Source organism: Methanomethylovorans sp. PtaU1.Bin093 (assembly GCF_002067275.1).
GTDB lineage: Archaea > Halobacteriota > Methanosarcinia > Methanosarcinales > Methanosarcinaceae > Methanomethylovorans.
Genome location: NZ_MVQX01000027.1, coordinates 38102 through 56660, shown reverse-complemented (window position 1 = coordinate 56660; position 18559 = coordinate 38102). Strand labels below are relative to the sequence as shown.

Genomic DNA, 18559 nt, shown 5'->3' with positions numbered 1-18559 from the left:
TCACGGGCATCACATGTGATGGATACACATACGACCCAACGCAGAATGTCTATTCTACAAAAAGTGTCACTTTCTGAACGCAAGACATACTTCAGATCGTATCCTGCTTTGTCGGGATACGATGATCTTTTTTTATGCCAGAGGATAAAGGCTGCCTTTGGTCCTGCTTTTAAGTGTTCTCATCTTCCTGGCATTTCCTGCAAACGCCATTAAGGTTCAGACCCGATGCGCTCACGATAAAATGTGCATCATTGGAAATATTGCTAACCAATTCAGACAGGAGAGGGTCCTCCCAATCAGTGATATCGCCGCATTTCTCACAGATCAGATGTGCATGGGGCTCCAGATTCGGATCAAATCTCGACTGGCCGTCGGGCAGATTCAGCTCCTGGATAAAACCAATTTCCTTCAGGACCTTGAGAGTGGCATAGATCGTTGCCACGCTGACCGTCGGATGTGCCATCCTGATCTCCTGATAGATCCTCTTAGCTGTAGGATGCTCGCTGTTATTGAGCACATATTTGGCGATGGCTATCCTCTGTGGAGTGACTTTTAAATTATTCTCCCTGAATGTAGAAATTATTTTTTTATCAATATATTGCGATTCGGTCATATGTATTATTAGTTAATAATTGTTCTTAAATAAGAATGTGCTCATATTTATAAGCGAGGTAAAGTAGAGTATGATCTTTGCTTATTGCTAAGGTCAGAAAGAGAAATTCATGTTTTTTGAGAGAGTGGGAAATCTAAGTTAATTCCAATGAAGATTCGGAAAAAGAAGAAGATTTAAGTTATAGTATGAGTGTTACCACGCGTACTATATAAACTTACGAGAAAGTGGGAGGTATAAGATATGAAAAAATTGATTGTAACATTGATAGCAATGGCTTTAGTGTTTGCCCTGCTCCCGGCGGCGGGCGCAAATAGCATGTACACATATGACTGGAATGGTATAAACGGACTATATTCCCAGGATTGTACAATGCCCGATGCGGATGATCCCCGCTACGATATGTATCTGGATGGCTGGATTCACTGGGTATTCAACACCAAAGGCCTATCTACCGACGCAAATTTGGTTCTTACTGACAAGGACGGCAAACCACTCGGCACCTATTCTCCAGGAGAGCCGCTGAACGCCAATGTATGGCATTTTTATACACCATACTATGACCTAGAAAACCTCAAAGCTACGATAAATCTCAATGGCGCTCCGGGCAAAAACAGCAAGCTTGTTATTTCCGACTACTGCCCTGGTGGTAGCATCCAAGAATTAATTGACATTTCCAAGACCGCTGAGACCTCATACACCCGTGAACACTTCTGGGATATAGAAAAGAAAGTTACCACAGAAGATGGATATAAGGAAGATGGGTCTCCCAAGATCTGGCTCTACACCGACGGCAGCGGCGATGAAAAAGCAACCTGGACCGTGGATGTGACCTACAAAGGTTACGAGGACAGCGACTGGGCAGTTTCAGGAGAGATCACCATCACAAACAGTGCAAATGTTCCTATCGTCGTTACCAAGATTGAGGATACGCTAGCTGAAACACCGATTGATGTTGTTGCTGGAAAAGTGATTGATGTTTATGGAACAGTGACTGATGTTGATTGTACTAAGGCCGTCGAAGTGCCAGCCTCAGGGCAGTTGATTTGCACGTACAGCAAGAAAGTTTATGTCGAGGGATCTAATGTGGTATATGTCACATATTATGTAGATGAAGAGAATCCAGTGACTGAAACCGCAATTGCCACTATAAACTGGGAAGATGCCGAGGTAACTAAGGTTAACGACGTAGTCAATATACAAGACATAAGTGACCTGTTTGGTACAGTGAATCTAGGCACAGTTACTGCCCCGAATAACGCTCAGTTCACCTACTACAAGGACTTTGCCTGGGCATACTACGGCGCAGAAGAATGTGGTGATTTCCGTTACGACAACACCGCCACTATAGTTGAGACGAAACAATCTGCCTCTGCCACACTCTTGGTCAACGTCCAGTGCTTCGTCTTTGATGGTGAAACCGCCTGGGCGGCGAATGAACTGACCAGTGGACTCATTAGGTATGTTGACCAGGGCAACTGGGCAACCTACGTTGCATATACACCGAAAATCACTAATCTGTTCGCTGGGCAGACCACTCCAGTTGGCACAGTAGCTTTCTCTGAGGCCACTGGTGGATTTATCGACATCACTGTAAAACTGGATACTCCATGGGAGTTTGAGGACGTTACCGAAAACCTGAAGGTGCAGGACTATGCGGCAGCCCCAAGTGATAAGCCAGAGCCTGGTCGCTTTGCTTGGAAGAAGACCTGTGATCCTGCTGAATCCGCATGCACTATTACGGTCCCCTTGAATAACTTCTATGGTGTACACGTGAATGTTGGGCAGTGGATCCCTGACCCGGACTTTGGTCCAGTATAAATGACAGATATTTGAACATGCAGCTTTCAGCTGAATGATCGAAAAAACCCGGGATGCATCCCGCTCCCGGTGTACTTTTTTTATGATGGTTTCCTGTAATGGTGCAGAGCAGCAGATGTTTTTTTTAAAACTTGGCATGTTGCAGAAGTTTTTTTTATTGACATGTTACAATGACACCATAAAAACATGCGATCTTCGAGAAAAAAGAACGTGTTTCTGTTTTTAAGGAGTATGTGAAGCACTTGGATCCCTGTAGTATCCAGGACATCGTTTGTTGGTTGGTTGGTTATGCACAATTCTGTGATGTCTTCGCAGCAGGGTGTTGGTGGTGGCTTCACACCCGACTCCTTGGTTTAAACAATCGCCCGAACATATTTGAATGTTTCTAAATCGTTCCACAGCAGACAGAACTATCAATATCCTTACACCGATAATAGGGTAAAAAGATTATTAACATATCAGGACATCATCCAGTGTTAATGAGCGGAAAAGAAAGACTGCTGGAGCCTGAACCTTATATTTTGCCTGATATGACCATGCAGAAGGTCCATGATGCCATGCAGGAAAATGTGACTGGGCTCGTGGAACTGTTCAAGGTGCTCTCAGACCCCGTAAGGATACACATACTCAAAGCCCTGGAAGTGCAGGAGCTCTGCGTATGCGTGCTCGTGGAAATAACGGACTATAAGCACTCTGCACTGTCATACCATCTGAAGCTGCTCAAAGGAGCAGGGCTCGTGGAGTCCACGAGGAACAAGAACTATCAGATATATTGTCTCACTGACCTGGGAATGTCCCTGCTCAAAGCTATCGAAAGAACGTTCGATCAGTGACTTTCCGTAGGCTGGGCGGTGTTGAGCTTCACATACTTCACACCCTTAAGCGCCATCAGCTTCTCAGCTATCGTCTTTACCTCCTGACCCTCTCCGTCCAGGATAACGACCTCCAGGCAGTTGTCATGGTCCAGGTGGATGTGTATAGAGGTCTTGATCAGAGAAGAATGGTCATGCTGTATCTCCGTAAGGGAGCTGGTCAGTCCGCGTTTGGTATGGTCATAGATCAGAGTGATGGTAGCAACACGCCTGCCTTTCACATCGCTCATCCATTCGTAATGCGTGATGTAGCTTCTGATGGCATCCCGTATACCCTCCGAACGTGATGAATACCCTCTCTGCTCAATGATACCATCGAATTTCGTAAGAAGGTTCTCAGGCAGCGAAACACCAATTCTCATTAATTCCTGTTCCATAGGATCACCCATAAATAAGATATATAGACCTACTAATGAAAGTAAAGGCTAATAACATTTTGTATGTCTTGATGATAGATTTATTAAGATAAATAGTACTTACATGGGAAAATATAATAAAAGAACATTGCCATAGAGGGAGATGATGAAAGGCGAACAATTATACTCAGGAAAAGCAAAGACCATATACAGGACCGAAGACCCTTCAAAGTACATATCCGAGTTCAGGGACAGCCTTACCGCTTTTGACGGAAAGAAAAAGAGCGAAGCCTCAAAGAAAGGATATTACAATGCCCAGATATCAAAAAAGCTCTTCGAGCTGCTGGAAAGCAAGGGTATCAAGACCCACTATATAAAGATGCTTTCAGACACTGAGATGCTTGTGGAAGCTGTGGACATCATCAAAATAGAGGTCATACCCCGCAACATCGCTGCAGGCTCCATCACGCGCAGATACCCCATAAAGGAAGGCACGATTTTCAAGAAACCTGTCATAGTCATGGACTACAAGAGCGACGAGTACGGCGACCCCATGCTCAACGAAGACATCGCCGTAGCCCTGGGAGTAGCCACACACGAAGAAATAGCCACAATAAGGCAGCTTGCCCTCAAGGTCAATGACATCCTCATCAAATACCTTGATGAACGCGGCATAGCCCTGCCAGACTTCAAACTGGAGTTCGGGAGAAAGGATGGGCAGATCCTGGTAGCCGATGAGATATCCTGTGATACATGCCGCTTCTGGGACAAGGAAACAGGAAGGTCCATGGACAAGGATATCTTCCGCTTCGACAAAGGAGATCTGACAAAAGCATATGAAGAAATAGCAAAACGTATAGCCCCTGAGATATTCCAGTGAGCCTTCAAAGGGGTTGGCATCATGAAAAAATATGATGTTATAGTTGTCGGTGCAGGTGTCACAGGACTGCTTTCAGCTTTGGTACTTGCAAAGCATGGAAAAAAGGTCCTGATACTGGAAAAAAGCAAACATGTGGGGGGCAACTGTAATAGCTATGTAGTGGATGGGTTCCAGGTGGACACCGGGGCACATGCCATCACACACCTCATCGAAGGTCCGCTGAAAAGGCTCATGGAGAGCTACTTCGACTACCTGCCCGTATTCGAGGACTACGGAAACTATTTCATCCGCACGGACAAACGTCTTGTGAAAGTACCTTCCAATATCAAGGAATTCGTGACCTTCGACGTATTGCCCAAGATGGACAGGCTGGTACTTAGCCAGGCTGTCACCAAAGCCCTTACATATAGGACCTTCGGAATGGACCTATCCAAACAATCCGTATATGAATTCCTTCCCAAGAACCTCTCCCAGGATACTTACGACTTTGCCAATACGATATCTTATTTCCTTACAGGCAAGGACATGAAACATACATCGGCACAGAGGGTACTTGAAGGGAGCGCATTCGTGCGGGACAGTGTAACACCAGAACAGCTGGACGAGATCCTGAAAACAGAAGAAAGGAACGGTCAGGAAGAAAAAGTACTGCAGAACCTGATCCCATTGAACCTGCATACTTCACTGCAAACCCGGCTGAACAAGGTATCAAGTCCCCTTACAACCCTGGGCAGGCTTGCCACTAACAAGGTAAGCTATTCCCAGGGATATCCGCGTAAAGGCCTCAGATCACTCCTCAATACCATACTGTATTCCCTGCCCAGGTCAGTGGAGATCATGGTGGAGGATCCTGTGCATAAGATCCTGACAGAGGAGGGAGTGGTAAAAGGCGTGATGGCAGACGACACATACCTTGCTGACATGGTGATACACACAGGTTTTGCAAAGGATCTGCCATATCTTGTAGAAGATCTGCCTTCTTCCTATGTCAAAGAACTAGAAGGCATCGTACAAACAAAAAGCCTTACTATCTGGCTTGGGCTGGACACTACCATGGAAGCTTTCAATTACATAGGTTCTGAGATCTGGTTCAGGGACAAGGCCTACTGGGCAATGCCCATCAGCAACTATGACTCATCCCTTGCGCCTGAAGGAAAACAGCTGGTAGGTTTTACTTTTGTGATAGACCCGGAAAAGGATGACAGCTCTGAGGTCAAAAAGGCCTATGAAACGATATACAATGCTGTTCCCGGCATCGAGGAACATGTTGAGATGAAGCATGAGCAGATCATTATTCCTGAAAAGGCTGCAGTTACCATTGATGGGAACTTTGCGGACATCAGGACGCCCATAAAGAATCTGTATGTTGCGGGAACAGACACGGACCGGCGCAGTATGGGCATCACCCGTGCTGCATATTCTGTTATAGAAATGCTGCGTGTACTGAACATAGATGGCAACCTGCACAGGAGAGGAGGACGGAACTCATCTCCTTAATACCATGGTCCGCAACCTGTCCGCAGCACTCTCGGTACGGTCAGCAATGCGGCCTATGTTCTTGGCAAGTTCCAGGAAGAAATAAACACCTCCGCCATCAAGCAATTCTTCCTTCTCGAATATCTGTTTCATAACTTGTTTTTCTATAACGTCCACCTGGTGTTCCATTTCTTCTACCCTGGTGACAAGCTCCAGGGTTTCATGTACATCCTTCTTCCCAAAAGAAGATTCCAGTAGCTCGCTTAGCGTGTCCACAAGAAGCTCATACATCTCCACCGTTGCCAGGGTCCTGGACATCAGTTCACGGAACCCCTCTTCGAGTTCTTTTGGTACCTGACAATTTCGCAGTGTAAGCCAGTAAGCTGCATCCTGACACTCATCAGAGATCGAATCCTGTGGTTTGAGGAAATTGAGGAGGTCATCAGCATGGACCGGCAGCATGATCGTAGATGTAAGTTCCGACCGTATGGTCTGTTTTATCACATCTGCCTCATGCTCAAGGACATCTATCTCATTATTGAGGCGTAGCACAGTGTTCGTGTCACAGTCAAAGAAAGCAGAAAGTTCCTCGCTTAACTTTCGGACAGCATCTCCTCCTTTAGTGGCATGCATGTGCAAAGGCCTGAAAGGAGATTTTGCAAAGACGCTTAGCACAGAGCGTATGTATTCCCTTTTCGTCAAATTCCTATCCCCATTAGTCCTGTGAATATCAGAGCTGAAGTCAACGCTGCCACAGGCACCGTGATTATCCAGGATACTGCTATCTTTCCTATCACACTTAAATCAACCGCTGCAAGACCGCCTGCAAGACCAACACCTATCACAGATCCGACAAGCGTATGAGTGGTTGAGATCGGCAGGGAACTATAACTATGCAGCACCACAACGGAAGCAGTGGCAAACTCTGCACAGAAACCCCTTGTGGGAGTAAGTTCAGTTATCTTGTTACCAATGGTCTGTATCACTTTATAGCCCCATGTGGCAAGCCCAAGCACCATCCCGAACCCGCCGATCACCATGATCCACGTGGGTATCTGCACACCATTCATACCCAGCACATTGAGCCCTGCATACAAAGGACCTATTGCATTTGCAACATCATTGGAACCATGTGCGAATGCCATATAACATGCTGTCATGGTCTGAAGATATACGAACTTCTTTTCAACTGCAAAAGGTTTGTCAGTTTTCTGGAGGATAAAACGGGACACCAGCATGAACAGAATATATGCTACAAGAGCACCCAGCAAAGGGGAAACCAGCCAGCTTGCTACGATCTTGATCAGAACTGACCAATGTATCTCACTGTAAGATATGATCCCATGATAGGCCGATACCAATCCAAAACCAAGAACAGAACCAACGATAGAATGAGTTGTGGAAACAGGAAGATTATAAAAAGTAGCAAGCGTGATCCAGAAACCTGCAGCCAGGATCGCTGCAAGCATACCGATGACCACAAGATGTGGATCTATCATCCTGATCTGTTCCACAGGCACAATGCCTTTGGCAAGGGTAGAAGTGACACGCTTCCCAAAGAAAACAGCACCACAGAATTCGAATACTGCTGCAACCAGTATGACCTGTTTAAGGGAAAGTGCACCACTGCCAACTGAAGTTCCCATGGCATTGGCAAGGTCATTTGCCCCAATGTTCCAGGCCATGTATAATCCCGCAGCTACTAGAGCTATCACATAGGGATTAAAAATATCCATTTTCCATTATCCTCCTATTAACTACGTGGACAATTTAGTAAGATATAGATAAATGTAGGTACAATATTCTATATATCACTATATAGCCATATAGGCCTATAAGAAAGAATCAAGAGTCCTCTGGCACTTCAACTCTTTCATAAGACTTGCTTTTGGCCTCCATGCCTCAATGGGAGTTTGAAGTCTTGAGGACATATCCGCCAAAGCTGCATCTGTGCTCTCGAACCTCTGTGGAGGATTCTGCAAAGCGTTGCGCACAGCTTCCCTTACAACCCATACGCCCAGAGGCGCCCAGTAATCTGGCGTGATCTCCCTTACCATGAACACTGTAGCCTGTCTACTGATACCGTTGAGGTACTCCAGGGCCCCAAGACGCGCCGCATAATAACCACCTGCAAGACTAGAATATCCTTTTTTGCCGTCCATGCCCTCACCGTCGGCACCTATCCATGTGGAGTCACCCGACCATACAGCCCTGGGCATCCATATCTCTATTAGTTCATAGGAAAATACTCGGGGGATCAAGAGTATTTCGAAATGGTTACCGAAAGCTCCTCCGCTAAAGAGCATAATATCGCTTATCTGAGGATGATCCCGGACACTGTGCAACATATCCTTGCCCAGCATATCGTCCACTGCTGTTATGGACCATCTGGTGGGTACCAGCTTGCGCTCTTTTCCGAGCAGTCCAATGGAAAGAAGACGGGTGATGTGGTCCTGAGAGATATTCGAGGAGATAAGCTCTGAAACAGCATCCTTTGCCAGAGCATCGTCATCATATACCAGATAATCGACCTTCTTTGGAACATTCGGGTTCTCAGTGATATCCAGATCCTTTAGATCACCTGAAGGTCCCATAGGGGTCATTACGCTATCGAACTTCAACCTGTTGGACAGAGGCTTGTTGAACCAGGCTTCAGTATCCACAGGCGTTATAGAAAGGGCAAGTTCCTGAGACTTCAGGAGTAAAGGATCTTTGGGATCTGCGGCATCCTTAACGTGCATGCGTGCGCCTGCCCTCACAAGCCTGGAACGTGCTGCAATGATATCTCCAATGCCCATGCTGAGCAGCTGCTTAGGGTCCTCAAGCATGGAAGACTCATCTGCGCCCATATCAGGAGGAACCATGGGACCCGACATCACTGAAGGATAATCATGCCTGCCAATGAAAACTGCCGGAGGAGAGGCTCCGAATATGGAAGTTGCTCCTTTACTGGTTATTACAGATGACTCTATGGACTTGAACTTTTCAAGAATGGGACATACAGGACGTCCACAGAATCCTCGTCCCTTGCATTGTACACATTGATTATGGCTCAACTTTGCTCTTTATCCCCACATAGGATGCATGATCCTGCTTCAGGTATGTTCTTATCGAACCAGCCGGAGTGCTGCACGAATCTGCAGATATTGCACATACCTTCTACCTGGTCCTTTTGGTCCATGCCCTTAAGTAACCTGGCAGAGAACTTCCTCACCTCTGCACGGACCTCTTCTGGGAAATCAACTTCAGCTCCTCTTTTCTCGCTCATGTACTGTGAAACGGCAGCCCTTGAAAGACAGAGGATATCAGCGATCTCCTGCTGGGTACATCTGTGTTCAGAGAACATCACACGTGCGATCTCTGCACGTATCGCAGGAAGGACTTTCTGCACCATGATCTCACAAGTCGTTTTCAAAAGATGAGCCTCCGCTATCAGATATTATGTTTATTCTGATAATCTTCAATGGCCATCCTTAAAGTATCCGGAGCAAAGTTCGAACAATCCATCTTGCCTGGTGGAAGACCACCCAGCGCCTCAGCCACTTCTTCCTTTGTTATACGCCTGGCCTCTTCTATGGTCCTGCCTTTTGCCATTTGCGTCACCATACTCGAAGTAGCGATAGCCGCTGCACAACCGAAGGTCTTGAACTTAACATCTGTGAGTATACCATCCCTGACCTTTATGTAGATAGTTATGACATCACCATCTGCAGGATTGCCCAGCTGACCCACTCCATCTGCATCTTCGATGACACCTACGTTCTTAGGATCAGTGAATTCTTCCAGAAGTTTTCTGCTGTACATTAATTCCCCTCCTCGAAAGGTGACATCCGGCGCAGCTTTATGACGGCCTCCTCAAGGAGATCAACTACAAGATCGATCTCTTCCATGGTGTTCTCCCTACCTAGGGTGAACCTCAGTGAACCATGTATATAATCTACACCTGGATCGATGGCTGTAAGCACATGAGAAGCTTTTTGGGATTTAGAGGAACATGCCGAGCCGGTGGAAACAGCAACGCCCTGCATATCAAGGAGCATAAGCAAAGATTCACCTTCCACATGCCTGAAACTCATGTTCACATTGTTCGGAAGACGCTTTATTTCATGACCGTTAAGCCTGGAATACGGTATTCTGCTGCGGACCTTTTCTACCATAGAATCCCGCAGACGTTGCATGTGCCTGGAATCCGCTTCCAGTTGTTCCCTGGCAATGGCCATTGCCTTTGCAAAACCCACGATGCCCGGGATGTTCTCGGTACCCGGACGCAGACCGCGTTCGTGGCCACCACCCTGCACTATAGGCAGGATATTGACACCACTGCGCAAGTACAGGGCTCCCACACCTTTAGGACCGTGGAGCTTGTGGGAAGATATGGACAACATATCCACGCCCAGTTCATTCACATCAACAGGTATCTTACCCACGGACTGGACAGCATCGGTGTGAAGGACTATTCCCCGCCCTTCTATGAGCTCACTGATTTCCTTTATGGGCTGAACAGTTCCGATCTCATTATTGGCATGCATTATACTTATGAGAATGGTGTCTTCCCTTATGGAATCCTCAAGGAACTGCGTATCCAATATGCCTTCATTATCCACTGGCACATAGGTAACTTCGAAACCCTCTTTCTCAAGCTGCTCGCAGGTGCGTAATACTGCAGGATGTTCTATAACAGAAGTGATAATATGCCTGCCCCGGGAAGAACACATGTATGCAGAGCCTTTTATGGCCATGTTGTCAGATTCGGTGCCACCTGATGTGAAAATTATCTCCTGCGGTTCAGCACCCAGTGCTGCAGCCACCTGTTCCCGGGAAGAGGATAGTGCTTCTGCAGCTTCCAGTCCAAAAGAGTGTAAACTTGAAGCATTTCCGAACTTTTCACTAAAATAAGGGAGCATGGCCTCCAGAACCCTGGTATCCACATGCGTGGTTGCACTGTGATCCAGATATATACGTTTCATGCTTCACCTTATGAATAACTGACGGATTTACTCCTTCCCATAAAATGAATAAATCTGATACTTTGGAAAATTAAAGGTAAGTAACTGGGAGATACGATTTCCAGTTAAATGAAAGTGTTTAATCTTTGATCTGCTCCGGAGAAAAACCCCTTTCAACAAGAACATCCTTCATGCGAGACAGATGGTTGCCCTGCAACTCAACAGCATTATCCCTGACAGTTCCACCACATGCAAACTTGGATTTCAGATATGTGGATAGTTCGTGGAGGTCGATCTCGTGTGCATCAAAACCTTCTACGACAGTCACTTCCTTCCCATACCTTCTTCTGTTGACCTTCACGGTAATTCTTTGCTGCTCTTTTGCTACTTCTTCGCAGATGCACAATTCCATTGGCAATCCGCATACAGGGCACATTTCTGAACTCATCTAGTGATATTTCCTCCAAGATCATTAAACATTTTGACCATAAACTATACTTAAATAGTCGTATAAAGTAAACAGCAATGATATTAAAACCTAATGGTGAATTAGTTGCATCTGACATTGAATTTGCAGAAGGTATAATAAGCCAGTCAAGGGGGCTTATGTTCCGAAAGAGCATTGCAGAAAGATATGCGCTTGTCTTCATACTACCTTCTACTAGATCCGTTTCTGTGCACATGCTTTTTGTATTTTTTCCAATAGACGTGGTTTTTCTGGATGATAATAAGAAAATACTTGCCACTGCAAGATTGAAACCCTGGATAGGTCTGGCACAGTCCCCTAAAAAGACAAAATATATTATCGAAATGCAATCCGGCTCCGTAGAGCGCTGCAAACTCATGCCCGGAGAAAAACTCACTATTGATCTTCCGTGAACAAAGGGACGGGGTTTTGGTCTAATGAAGGAATCTTTTTTAAACTTGAGTGCTTTTAAGCCTACAGAAACACAGAAATGAATAGTAGTCTGAGGCACACAATGTTACAAGAGAACGATTTCAAGCTTATAACTGAAAAAATGGGAAGAGAACCCAACATTGTGGAACAGGGATGTTTCCTCAATTTGTGGAGCGAGCATTGTTCATATCGCTCCAGTGGACCTTTACTGAAGACTTTTACCACAACCGGCGAGAAAGTTATCATAGGACCTGGAGATGATGCTGCTATCGTGGACTTTGAGGACGGCTGGGTGCTTGCAATAGGTATGGAAAGTCACAACCATCCATCATACGTAGACCCCCACAACGGTGCTGCAACAGGCGTAGGAGGCATTGTAAGGGATATCATATCCATGGGAGCGAGACCTATAGCCCTTATGGACCCCCTGTATTTCGGGCCCCTTAATACTCCTAAGAACCTTTACCTTTTCGAACACATCATCGAAGGTATCGCAAGCTATGGTAATTGTATAGGTGTGCCTGTGGTAAGGGGAGAAGCATTCTTTGATGAAACCTATAGTGGTAACCCTCTTGTAAATGTTGCATGCATAGGGCTTGCAAGGAAAGAGAACATAGTGACAGCAAAGGCCCAGAAGGCAGGGAATAAGATGATCCTCATGGGATCCACCACTGGCAGGGACGGGCTGGGAGGTGCATCCTTCGCATCCAGGGACCTTTCCGAGAGCTCCGAAGCAGAGGACAGGCCCAGCATACAGATAGGTGATCCGTTCACAGAGAAACTGCTCATAGAAGCGACACTGGAAGTTGTCGGAGCGGGATATGTGAGATCCTGCAGGGATCTGGGTGCAGCAGGCCTTGCGGGTGCCAGTTCAGAAATGGCATCCAAGGGAGATATGGGAATGCATATAATCGCTGATAATGTCATACTCAGGGAAAAAGGCATGGTGCCTTATGAGATCCTCATTGCAGAATCCCAGGAACGTATGCTCTTTGAAGTAGAACCACAGAACGTGGAAGCTGTACTGGCCATAGCAAAGAAATATGATCTGAACGCCAGCATGATAGGAGAACTCACTGAAAGACCATATTACACAGTGGATTTTAAGGGAGAGACTGTTGTCGATATCCCGATCAAGCTGCTTGCTGAAGGTGCACCTACCTGTGAAATGCCTGCCAGTTCACCCGCCGAAAAAATACCATGGGAAAAGCCAGAAATGCCAGTTGATCTTAAACAGGCACTTTTGAACGTGCTTTCCTCTCATAATGTGGCATCAAAGGAATGGATATACAGACAATATGATCACGAAGTGCAGATAAGGACTACGGTAAAACCCGGAGATGATGCTTCCGTATTACGTATAGAGGGCAATAAGGGAATAATACTCTCATGCGGCTGCAACCCCAGACATACCATGCTGGACCCCTATCAGGGAGGAAAGGGTATTGTTTATGAAAATGCCATGAACATTGCGGTCAAAGGAGGTAAAGGACTAGCCCTTGTGGACTGTCTGAATTTTGGCAACCCTCAAAGACCCGACATATACTGGTACTTTAAACACGCTATCCTTGGATTGGGCGATGGTGCCAGAGAATTGCAAATACCCGTTGTAGGTGGGAACGTATCCCTCTATAACGAAAGTGATGAATTTGATACCGCGATCCTTCCCACTCCATCCATAGGTGTCGTGGGAACAACAAATAATGTTGCAGGTGCCCCCCTGTCCTCGTTCGCCAACGAAGGTGACACGATAGTACTTATCGGAGAGACACGGGATGAGCTGGGAGGTTCCGAATATTACAGCCTGCTCGGTAAGAAGATGGACGGCAACGCTCCTAAAGTGCCTGAAAATGCTATCTCTATAGTGGATTCCGTGATCAAGGCCGTGGACACAGGAAAGGTCACGTCCTCTCACGATGTTTCATTGGGCGGATTGGGAGTCGCACTGTGTGAGATGTGCACATATATGGGAGCAGATGTGGACCTCAGTAAGGCCTGTGAGGGCCTCAGGGCAGACGATGCTCTGTTCTCTGAGTCTTATGTAAGAGCCATTCTTACAACCCCTGAACCAAAGGTAATAGAGGAGGCATTGCAAGGAGTACCCTATGCGATCGTAGGTACTGTGGGCGGGGACATGTTAAAGATAAAAGTGTCGGGGATCTCCATTAAGATCTCACTTCCAGAAATTGAAGTGGCAAGAAACAGCCTTATGAAACAGATGATGGAATAAAAGAGTGATGAAAAGATAAAATGGTCAGGTCTTTGAAAGACTGACCATCTTTATTTCTTGGTTGCATAATAGATCATATACAATGCGGACAGACCTACAAGGATGTAAACGATCCTTGCTATGATGCTGTAGCCGAATATAAGTGCCACAAGGTTCAAATCCTGGGATATGCCGAAGAGTCCCCAGTTGAGGCCTCCGATTACAACCAAGACTAATGCTATCCAGTCTAACGTACTTTTCTCTGCCAAAAACTCACCCCCATGGTTTTGGTGAATATAAATATGTATACAGTCATATATAAAGAATTTGGCTATATATCGAAAAGAGAATCTAGTTTCACATAAAAGGATAACAGAGTATGGATGTCATAATTTGTTTTAAGTTTTACCCATCTAAAGTTCATACTAATGTGAAAAATAAATCGAATGAAACACTATTAAGATATAACTTCTGTGAAAATAAAAAAGATCAGTTCTTGCTTTCAGGCAAGACCCCTTTTTCTGGGAATGATCTGCACATCTACATTTTTGCCATAAGGACAAGCAAGGTTACAGATGGTACATTCCATAAATCCACGTTCTGTTATCCTGCGGATGTGCTTTTCCCATTTATTATCTATATCTTTTTCAAGTTCATGTGCTACAACACATTTATCATATATGACTTTTTCACCAGGTGGAACTCCCTGCGACGGACCTGGGATGATCGCACCATAAGGACATGCTTTTACGCACAATGATTCATGCTGGCACAATGGTTGCTCTGCACATAGGTTCCTGGAGAAGGGCTGGTCGGGCATTAGTTCAGCGGTAGTGAGCAAAGCTATCCAGCGTACCCTTGGACCATATTCAGGGGTTATCACCTGAGTATTGTGGCCTATGAAACCAAGGCCTGCGAGATACGCTGCCACTTTCACATGCACTGAGTGGGTGGGTGTCGCCTTGATACCTTTATCATCCCATAGCCATTGAGCCAGTCTCCATGCGCGTGTTTCCACCGTTTCGTAATATAGATTATAGTATTCTGCTTCGCCTCCGCTAAAATCACCGGTACCGGGAGTGCTTATTGCAGCGTTCATACCTTCGTCCCAGATCACCATACCCAGAACTACAAGTGATCTTGCATCCGACATAAATTCAGACGGCTTTACAAGCCCACGCCCAGGTGGAAACTCTACATCCTCCATTTTGCTTATATCTGACACACCGAAAAGCTGGAATCCCTTTTCCATGGCTTTACTTCGGATCTCCTCTTTCAGATCCAATGTTTGCCTCCTGCAGAACTTTGTGCCTGCACAGAAAAAAGCACTCTCGCAGTATATGAAAATAACCTACTATAATATTCAATGGTCGTGATAATCTTAAAAGTCAAGAATGAACAGGATACATGCATAGTTCATCAATCGCTTTCCTTTACAGCTTCTGCATACAGTTCTCCCAGGCTGGCGGGGATAGGGTTTGCCCTCAACAGTTGTGCGAAGGAGGTGAGATCCTGTACCATATGCCTGACCGTTCTGTTAGTATACAGATGCCTATCACCACCTGCTGCAATGTAACTCGCCCCCGGCCCTGCTGACCCGCCCAGTAGCTGTCCACGTTCGGAGGAACTGTGCAACCCAGATAGGTAATGTTGAACAGAGTATTAGCAGCCACATCATGTGCACCGTCCGTCCTCATTGCCGGTAATAAGCACACCCTCAACCTTCGCATAAAGAAGGAACTGACCAGTCTGCGGGTCTGCTTCCTTATAAGTTCCGTCCAACCTTTATACCACCATCTGTGCCACAGAGGAACGAACACCGAACCAGATAGAAGAGCACATCACAAGGATATCGCATGCCTTTATCTTTACAAGTATCAATGGCCATTCATCGCCTTGATCTTCGTCGGAAGAAACACCAAAGGGATTTTTATAGTCCGCGATCCGTATGCACTCACTTTTCACTCCCATATCTGAAAAAAGCCCCCAGCCTTGTCTATCAACGCTTGTGGTTAGAGATCTGTGGTGATCTCTTCAATGTACAGTTAAGAAATAAAGCCTTTAACCCCATAAAAGGCATAAGTAACATAATCAGTTAAAAAGATTTCTTCCTCGCCTTTCATATATTAGCAAGTGACCACTACATGCATTTTTATGCATCAGATAAAAATAAATACCTATAATCGGACTATATATGAGATTCAATTACAGGATGACATCATGGACGAAGTACAGATCAAGGTTGAAAAAGCACATCCGAACGATTTTGGTCGTGGCATCATTCGCCTGGACCCCAGCACTCTCCTGAGCCTGCAGCTCTCTCCCGGAGACATAGTAGAAATAACCGGTAAGAGGAGAACATGTGCTAAAGTGTGGAGAGCAGACCGTCAGGATTGGGGACAGGGCATTGTAAGGATAGATGGCTTCATCCGGCAAAACGCAGGAGTTAGTATAGGGGAAAGAGCTACCATCAAAAAAGCAGATTTCGAACCTGCTACGCATTTAGTACTTGCACCTCCGGAAGGCGTGGTGATGGAGTATGGCGATCATATTAAAGAGATCATCAAACGGAACATATTGAAGCGGCCTTTTGTGGTAGGTGATGTAATACCCATCATCAGTTCCATGACACAGCCCATGACGAGTCAGTCCTCAGGAGGGCAGGCAATACCCCTTATTGCTGTTGAGGCTCAGCCCCATGACCCAGTGCTCATGGTCACTGAGAACACGGAGATCGAATTGCGCCAGAAGCCTGTAAGAGGGTATGAAAGCGCAGCCAGGGGCATCACCTACGAGGATATAGGCGGACTGGGAGATGAGATCCAGAGAGTAAGGGAAATGATAGAACTGCCTCTTAAACATCCTGAACTCTTCCAGAGGTTGAACATCGAACCTCCGAAGGGTATTATATTATACGGACCTCCAGGAACAGGAAAGACCCTTATAGCCAAGGCAGTGGCAAATGAATCCAGGGCAAATTTCCTCTACATAGCGGGCCCCGAGATCATGGGGAAATATTATGGTGAAAGCGAAGAGCGTATCCGCAAGATATTCGAAGAGGCTGAAGAGGATGCACCATCCATAGTGTTCATTGACGAGATAGACTCCATTGCTCCAAAGAGGCAGAACGTCACTGGTGAAGTGGAACGCCGCGTCGTAGCCCAGTTGCTCACTATGATGGATGGTCTGGAAGAGCGTGGACAGGTAGTGGTGATCGGAGCTACGAACCGGCTGGATGCCATTGATCCTGCACTGCGCAGACCGGGCAGGTTCGACAGAGAGATAGAGATCGGTGTTCCTGACGCTGGGGGACGGTTAGAGATCCTGCAGATACACACACGTGGAGTGCCTCTGGGAAGCGATGTTGACGAGAAGTACCTTGAAGAGATAGCCAAGAACACACAGGCATTTGTAGGTGCGGACCTGCTGGCCCTTGTGCAGGAAGCTGCTATGCGGGCATTGAGAAGGGTATTGCCGGACATAAACCTTGACGATGACCTGATCCCACAGGAGAAACTGGAGCAAATAGTGCTGATACGATCTGATTTTGAGAACGCCTTAAGAGAGATAGGGCCTTCTGCAATGCGTGAAGTGCTGGTCGAGATACCATCTGTGAAATGGGCTGACGTAGGAGGGCTGGACAATGTCAAACAGGAGATCATTGAGGCTGTGGAATGGCCTATCACAAAGCCTGAGAAGTTCGTGCAGATGGGTATAAAGCCTCCTAAAGGAATTCTGCTGTTCGGTCCACCCGGTACAGGCAAAACCCTTGTGGCCCAGGCTGTTGCCAATGAATCCAACGCCAATTTCATCAGTATCAAAGGACCTGAGATGCTCTCCAAATGGGTAGGAGAGTCTGAACGTGCGATCAGGGAGATATTCAAGAAAGCAAGACAGGTAGCCCCATGCGTGGTATTCTTCGATGAGATAGATTCCATTGCATCTGCAAGAAGTTCCATGTCAGAAGATGCAAAGGTCTCTGAAAGGGTCGTGAACCAGTTGCTTACTGAACTCGATGGCCTCGAAGCTCTGAAAGAGATAGTTGTCATTGCTGCAACTAACAGGCCGGACATGATCGACCCTGCCTTGCTGCGCGCAGGAAGGTTCGACAGGCTTGTGCTTGTGGGCCAGTCCACGAGGGAAGGAAGGAGAAGCATCTTCCAGATACACACAAGAAATATACCTCTTGCAAGCGACGTATCAATTGATGAACTTGCGAACATCACGGAAGGATACGTGGGTGCTGACATCGAAGCAGTATGCAGAGAAGCTGTGATGCTTGCCCTGAGAGAGAACTTCAATATAGAGAATGTGGACATGAAGTATTTCATGGAAGCACTGAATAAGGTAAGACCCACTCTTTCCGAGAACCTTATGGGATACTATAAGAAGATACATGAGCTTTTCAAGGGCGGGATGCCGAAAGAAGAAACAAGCTCTTATATAGGATACAGATAAATATATGAAAAGTTTAGATTTATCGGGTGAACT

The 18559-nt window shown here is 46.2% G+C and carries 20 protein-coding genes; 7 read left to right on the top strand and 13 right to left on the bottom strand.

Annotated features, from left to right (window positions below; translation table 11 throughout):
- Positions 1–169 precede the first annotated feature (169 nt).
- The gene (locus A4E24_RS02655) at positions 170–613 is read right to left on the bottom strand and encodes a Fur family transcriptional regulator (RefSeq protein ID WP_292351417.1); all 444 of its coding nucleotides are present in this window, start codon (positions 611–613) and stop codon (positions 170–172) included.
- 240 nt (positions 614–853) lie between these two features.
- On the opposite strand from A4E24_RS02655, the gene A4E24_RS02650 reads away from it, so the two are divergent.
- Together A4E24_RS02650 and A4E24_RS02645 are read left to right on the top strand one after the other, a co-directional pair.
- A complete protein-coding gene (locus tag A4E24_RS02650; RefSeq protein WP_292351415.1) occupies positions 854–2431 on the top strand; it encodes a hypothetical protein in 1578 nt (525 codons plus the stop codon).
- A gap of 479 nt (positions 2432–2910) precedes the next feature.
- Entirely contained in the window at positions 2911–3264 is a 354-nt protein-coding gene (locus tag A4E24_RS02645) for a helix-turn-helix transcriptional regulator (RefSeq protein ID WP_292351413.1), read from the top strand.
- On the opposite strand, the gene nikR is transcribed toward A4E24_RS02645, so the two are convergent.
- Positions 3258–3680, bottom strand: a complete 423-nt coding sequence (gene nikR, locus A4E24_RS02640; RefSeq protein ID WP_292351411.1) for a nickel-responsive transcriptional regulator NikR — start codon at positions 3678–3680, stop codon at positions 3258–3260. The genes A4E24_RS02645 and nikR overlap by 7 nt on opposite strands.
- Positions 3681–3825: 145 nt before the next feature.
- Here nikR and purC point away from each other — a divergent pair, with 145 nt between their 5' ends.
- A complete protein-coding gene (gene purC / locus A4E24_RS02635) occupies positions 3826–4539 on the top strand; it encodes a phosphoribosylaminoimidazolesuccinocarboxamide synthase (RefSeq protein ID WP_292351418.1) in 714 nt (237 codons plus the stop codon).
- 21 nt (positions 4540–4560) lie between these two features.
- On the top strand, positions 4561–6036 hold the full coding sequence (locus A4E24_RS02630; RefSeq protein ID WP_292351409.1) for an NAD(P)/FAD-dependent oxidoreductase: 1476 nt from the start codon (positions 4561–4563) through the stop codon (positions 6034–6036).
- Here the strand turns inward: A4E24_RS02630 and A4E24_RS02625 are convergent.
- The 7 genes from A4E24_RS02625 to yciH form a co-directional block, all read right to left on the bottom strand.
- Positions 6025–6717: a TIGR00153 family protein gene (locus A4E24_RS02625; protein ID WP_292351407.1), complete on the bottom strand. Its 693-nt coding sequence runs from the start codon at positions 6715–6717 to the stop codon at positions 6025–6027. The two genes, A4E24_RS02630 and A4E24_RS02625, sit on opposite strands and share 12 nt — an antisense overlap.
- A complete protein-coding gene (locus tag A4E24_RS02620) occupies positions 6714–7751 on the bottom strand; it encodes an inorganic phosphate transporter (protein WP_292351405.1) in 1038 nt (345 codons plus the stop codon). Before A4E24_RS02620 ends, A4E24_RS02625 begins: the two co-directional genes overlap by 4 nt.
- Positions 7752–7847: 96 nt before the next feature.
- Entirely contained in the window at positions 7848–9071 is a 1224-nt protein-coding gene (locus A4E24_RS02615; RefSeq protein WP_292351403.1) for an Nre family DNA repair protein, read from the bottom strand.
- A complete protein-coding gene (locus tag A4E24_RS02610) occupies positions 9068–9430 on the bottom strand; it encodes a transcriptional regulator (protein WP_292351401.1) in 363 nt (120 codons plus the stop codon). The genes A4E24_RS02615 and A4E24_RS02610 overlap by 4 nt, the downstream gene beginning before the upstream one ends.
- Positions 9431–9447: 17 nt before the next feature.
- Positions 9448–9819 (bottom strand): iron-sulfur cluster assembly scaffold protein, encoded by a 372-nt coding sequence (locus tag A4E24_RS02605; protein ID WP_292351399.1) that lies wholly within the window; start codon positions 9817–9819, stop codon positions 9448–9450.
- Positions 9819–10982 carry a cysteine desulfurase NifS gene (gene nifS, locus A4E24_RS02600; protein WP_292351398.1) on the bottom strand — a complete coding sequence of 388 codons (1164 nt, stop codon included), beginning with the start codon at positions 10980–10982 and terminating at the stop codon, positions 9819–9821. The genes A4E24_RS02605 and nifS overlap by 1 nt, the downstream gene beginning before the upstream one ends.
- Before the next feature lie 118 nt (positions 10983–11100).
- On the bottom strand, positions 11101–11409 hold the full coding sequence (gene yciH, locus A4E24_RS02595; protein WP_292351396.1) for a stress response translation initiation inhibitor YciH: 309 nt from the start codon (positions 11407–11409) through the stop codon (positions 11101–11103).
- Positions 11410–11486: 77 nt separating this feature from the next.
- Between yciH and A4E24_RS02590 the strand changes: the two genes are divergently transcribed.
- Both A4E24_RS02590 and purL read left to right on the top strand, forming a co-directional pair.
- Entirely contained in the window at positions 11487–11840 is a 354-nt protein-coding gene (locus tag A4E24_RS02590; protein WP_292351393.1) for a DUF192 domain-containing protein, read from the top strand.
- A 101-nt stretch (positions 11841–11941) separates the two neighbouring features.
- The gene (gene purL, locus A4E24_RS02585; protein WP_292351391.1) at positions 11942–14089 is read left to right on the top strand and encodes a phosphoribosylformylglycinamidine synthase subunit PurL; all 2148 of its coding nucleotides are present in this window, start codon (positions 11942–11944) and stop codon (positions 14087–14089) included.
- A gap of 50 nt (positions 14090–14139) precedes the next feature.
- Here the strand turns inward: purL and A4E24_RS02580 are convergent, their stop codons facing one another.
- From A4E24_RS02580 to A4E24_RS02565, 4 genes are all read right to left on the bottom strand, one after another.
- Positions 14140–14337, bottom strand: coding sequence for a DUF378 domain-containing protein (locus A4E24_RS02580; RefSeq protein ID WP_292351389.1), 198 nt, complete (start codon positions 14335–14337; stop codon positions 14140–14142).
- 233 nt (positions 14338–14570) lie between these two features.
- Positions 14571–15353, bottom strand: a complete 783-nt coding sequence (locus A4E24_RS02575; protein WP_292351388.1) for an epoxyqueuosine reductase — start codon at positions 15351–15353, stop codon at positions 14571–14573.
- A 134-nt stretch (positions 15354–15487) separates the two neighbouring features.
- Positions 15488–15703, bottom strand: a complete 216-nt coding sequence (locus A4E24_RS02570; RefSeq protein WP_292351386.1) for a hypothetical protein — start codon at positions 15701–15703, stop codon at positions 15488–15490.
- A 150-nt stretch (positions 15704–15853) separates the two neighbouring features.
- Entirely contained in the window at positions 15854–16039 is a 186-nt protein-coding gene (locus tag A4E24_RS02565; protein WP_292351384.1) for a hypothetical protein, read from the bottom strand.
- A 249-nt stretch (positions 16040–16288) separates the two neighbouring features.
- Between A4E24_RS02565 and A4E24_RS02560 the strand changes: the two genes are divergently transcribed.
- Entirely contained in the window at positions 16289–18526 is a 2238-nt protein-coding gene (locus tag A4E24_RS02560) for a CDC48 family AAA ATPase (protein ID WP_292351382.1), read from the top strand.
- Positions 18527–18559: the final 33 nt, after the last annotated feature.

Coding starts and splice junctions, on each gene's coding strand:
- A4E24_RS02655 (WP_292351417.1), bottom strand. CDS start 613: ATGACCGAATCGCAATATATTGATAAAAAAATAATTTCTACATTCAGG.
- A4E24_RS02650 (WP_292351415.1), top strand. CDS start 854: ATGAAAAAATTGATTGTAACATTGATAGCAATGGCTTTAGTGTTTGCC.
- A4E24_RS02645 (WP_292351413.1), top strand. CDS start 2,911: ATGAGCGGAAAAGAAAGACTGCTGGAGCCTGAACCTTATATTTTGCCT.
- nikR (WP_292351411.1), bottom strand. CDS start 3,680: ATGGAACAGGAATTAATGAGAATTGGTGTTTCGCTGCCTGAGAACCTT.
- purC (WP_292351418.1), top strand. CDS start 3,826: ATGAAAGGCGAACAATTATACTCAGGAAAAGCAAAGACCATATACAGG.
- A4E24_RS02630 (WP_292351409.1), top strand. CDS start 4,561: ATGAAAAAATATGATGTTATAGTTGTCGGTGCAGGTGTCACAGGACTG.
- A4E24_RS02620 (WP_292351405.1), bottom strand. CDS start 7,751: ATGGATATTTTTAATCCCTATGTGATAGCTCTAGTAGCTGCGGGATTA.
- A4E24_RS02605 (WP_292351399.1), bottom strand. CDS start 9,819: ATGTACAGCAGAAAACTTCTGGAAGAATTCACTGATCCTAAGAACGTA.
- nifS (WP_292351398.1), bottom strand. CDS start 10,982: ATGAAACGTATATATCTGGATCACAGTGCAACCACGCATGTGGATACC.
- yciH (WP_292351396.1), bottom strand. CDS start 11,409: ATGAGTTCAGAAATGTGCCCTGTATGCGGATTGCCAATGGAATTGTGC.
- A4E24_RS02590 (WP_292351393.1), top strand. CDS start 11,487: ATGATATTAAAACCTAATGGTGAATTAGTTGCATCTGACATTGAATTT.
- purL (WP_292351391.1), top strand. CDS start 11,942: ATGTTACAAGAGAACGATTTCAAGCTTATAACTGAAAAAATGGGAAGA.
- A4E24_RS02565 (WP_292351384.1), bottom strand. CDS start 16,039: ATGGGAGTGAAAAGTGAGTGCATACGGATCGCGGACTATAAAAATCCC.
- A4E24_RS02560 (WP_292351382.1), top strand. CDS start 16,289: ATGGACGAAGTACAGATCAAGGTTGAAAAAGCACATCCGAACGATTTT.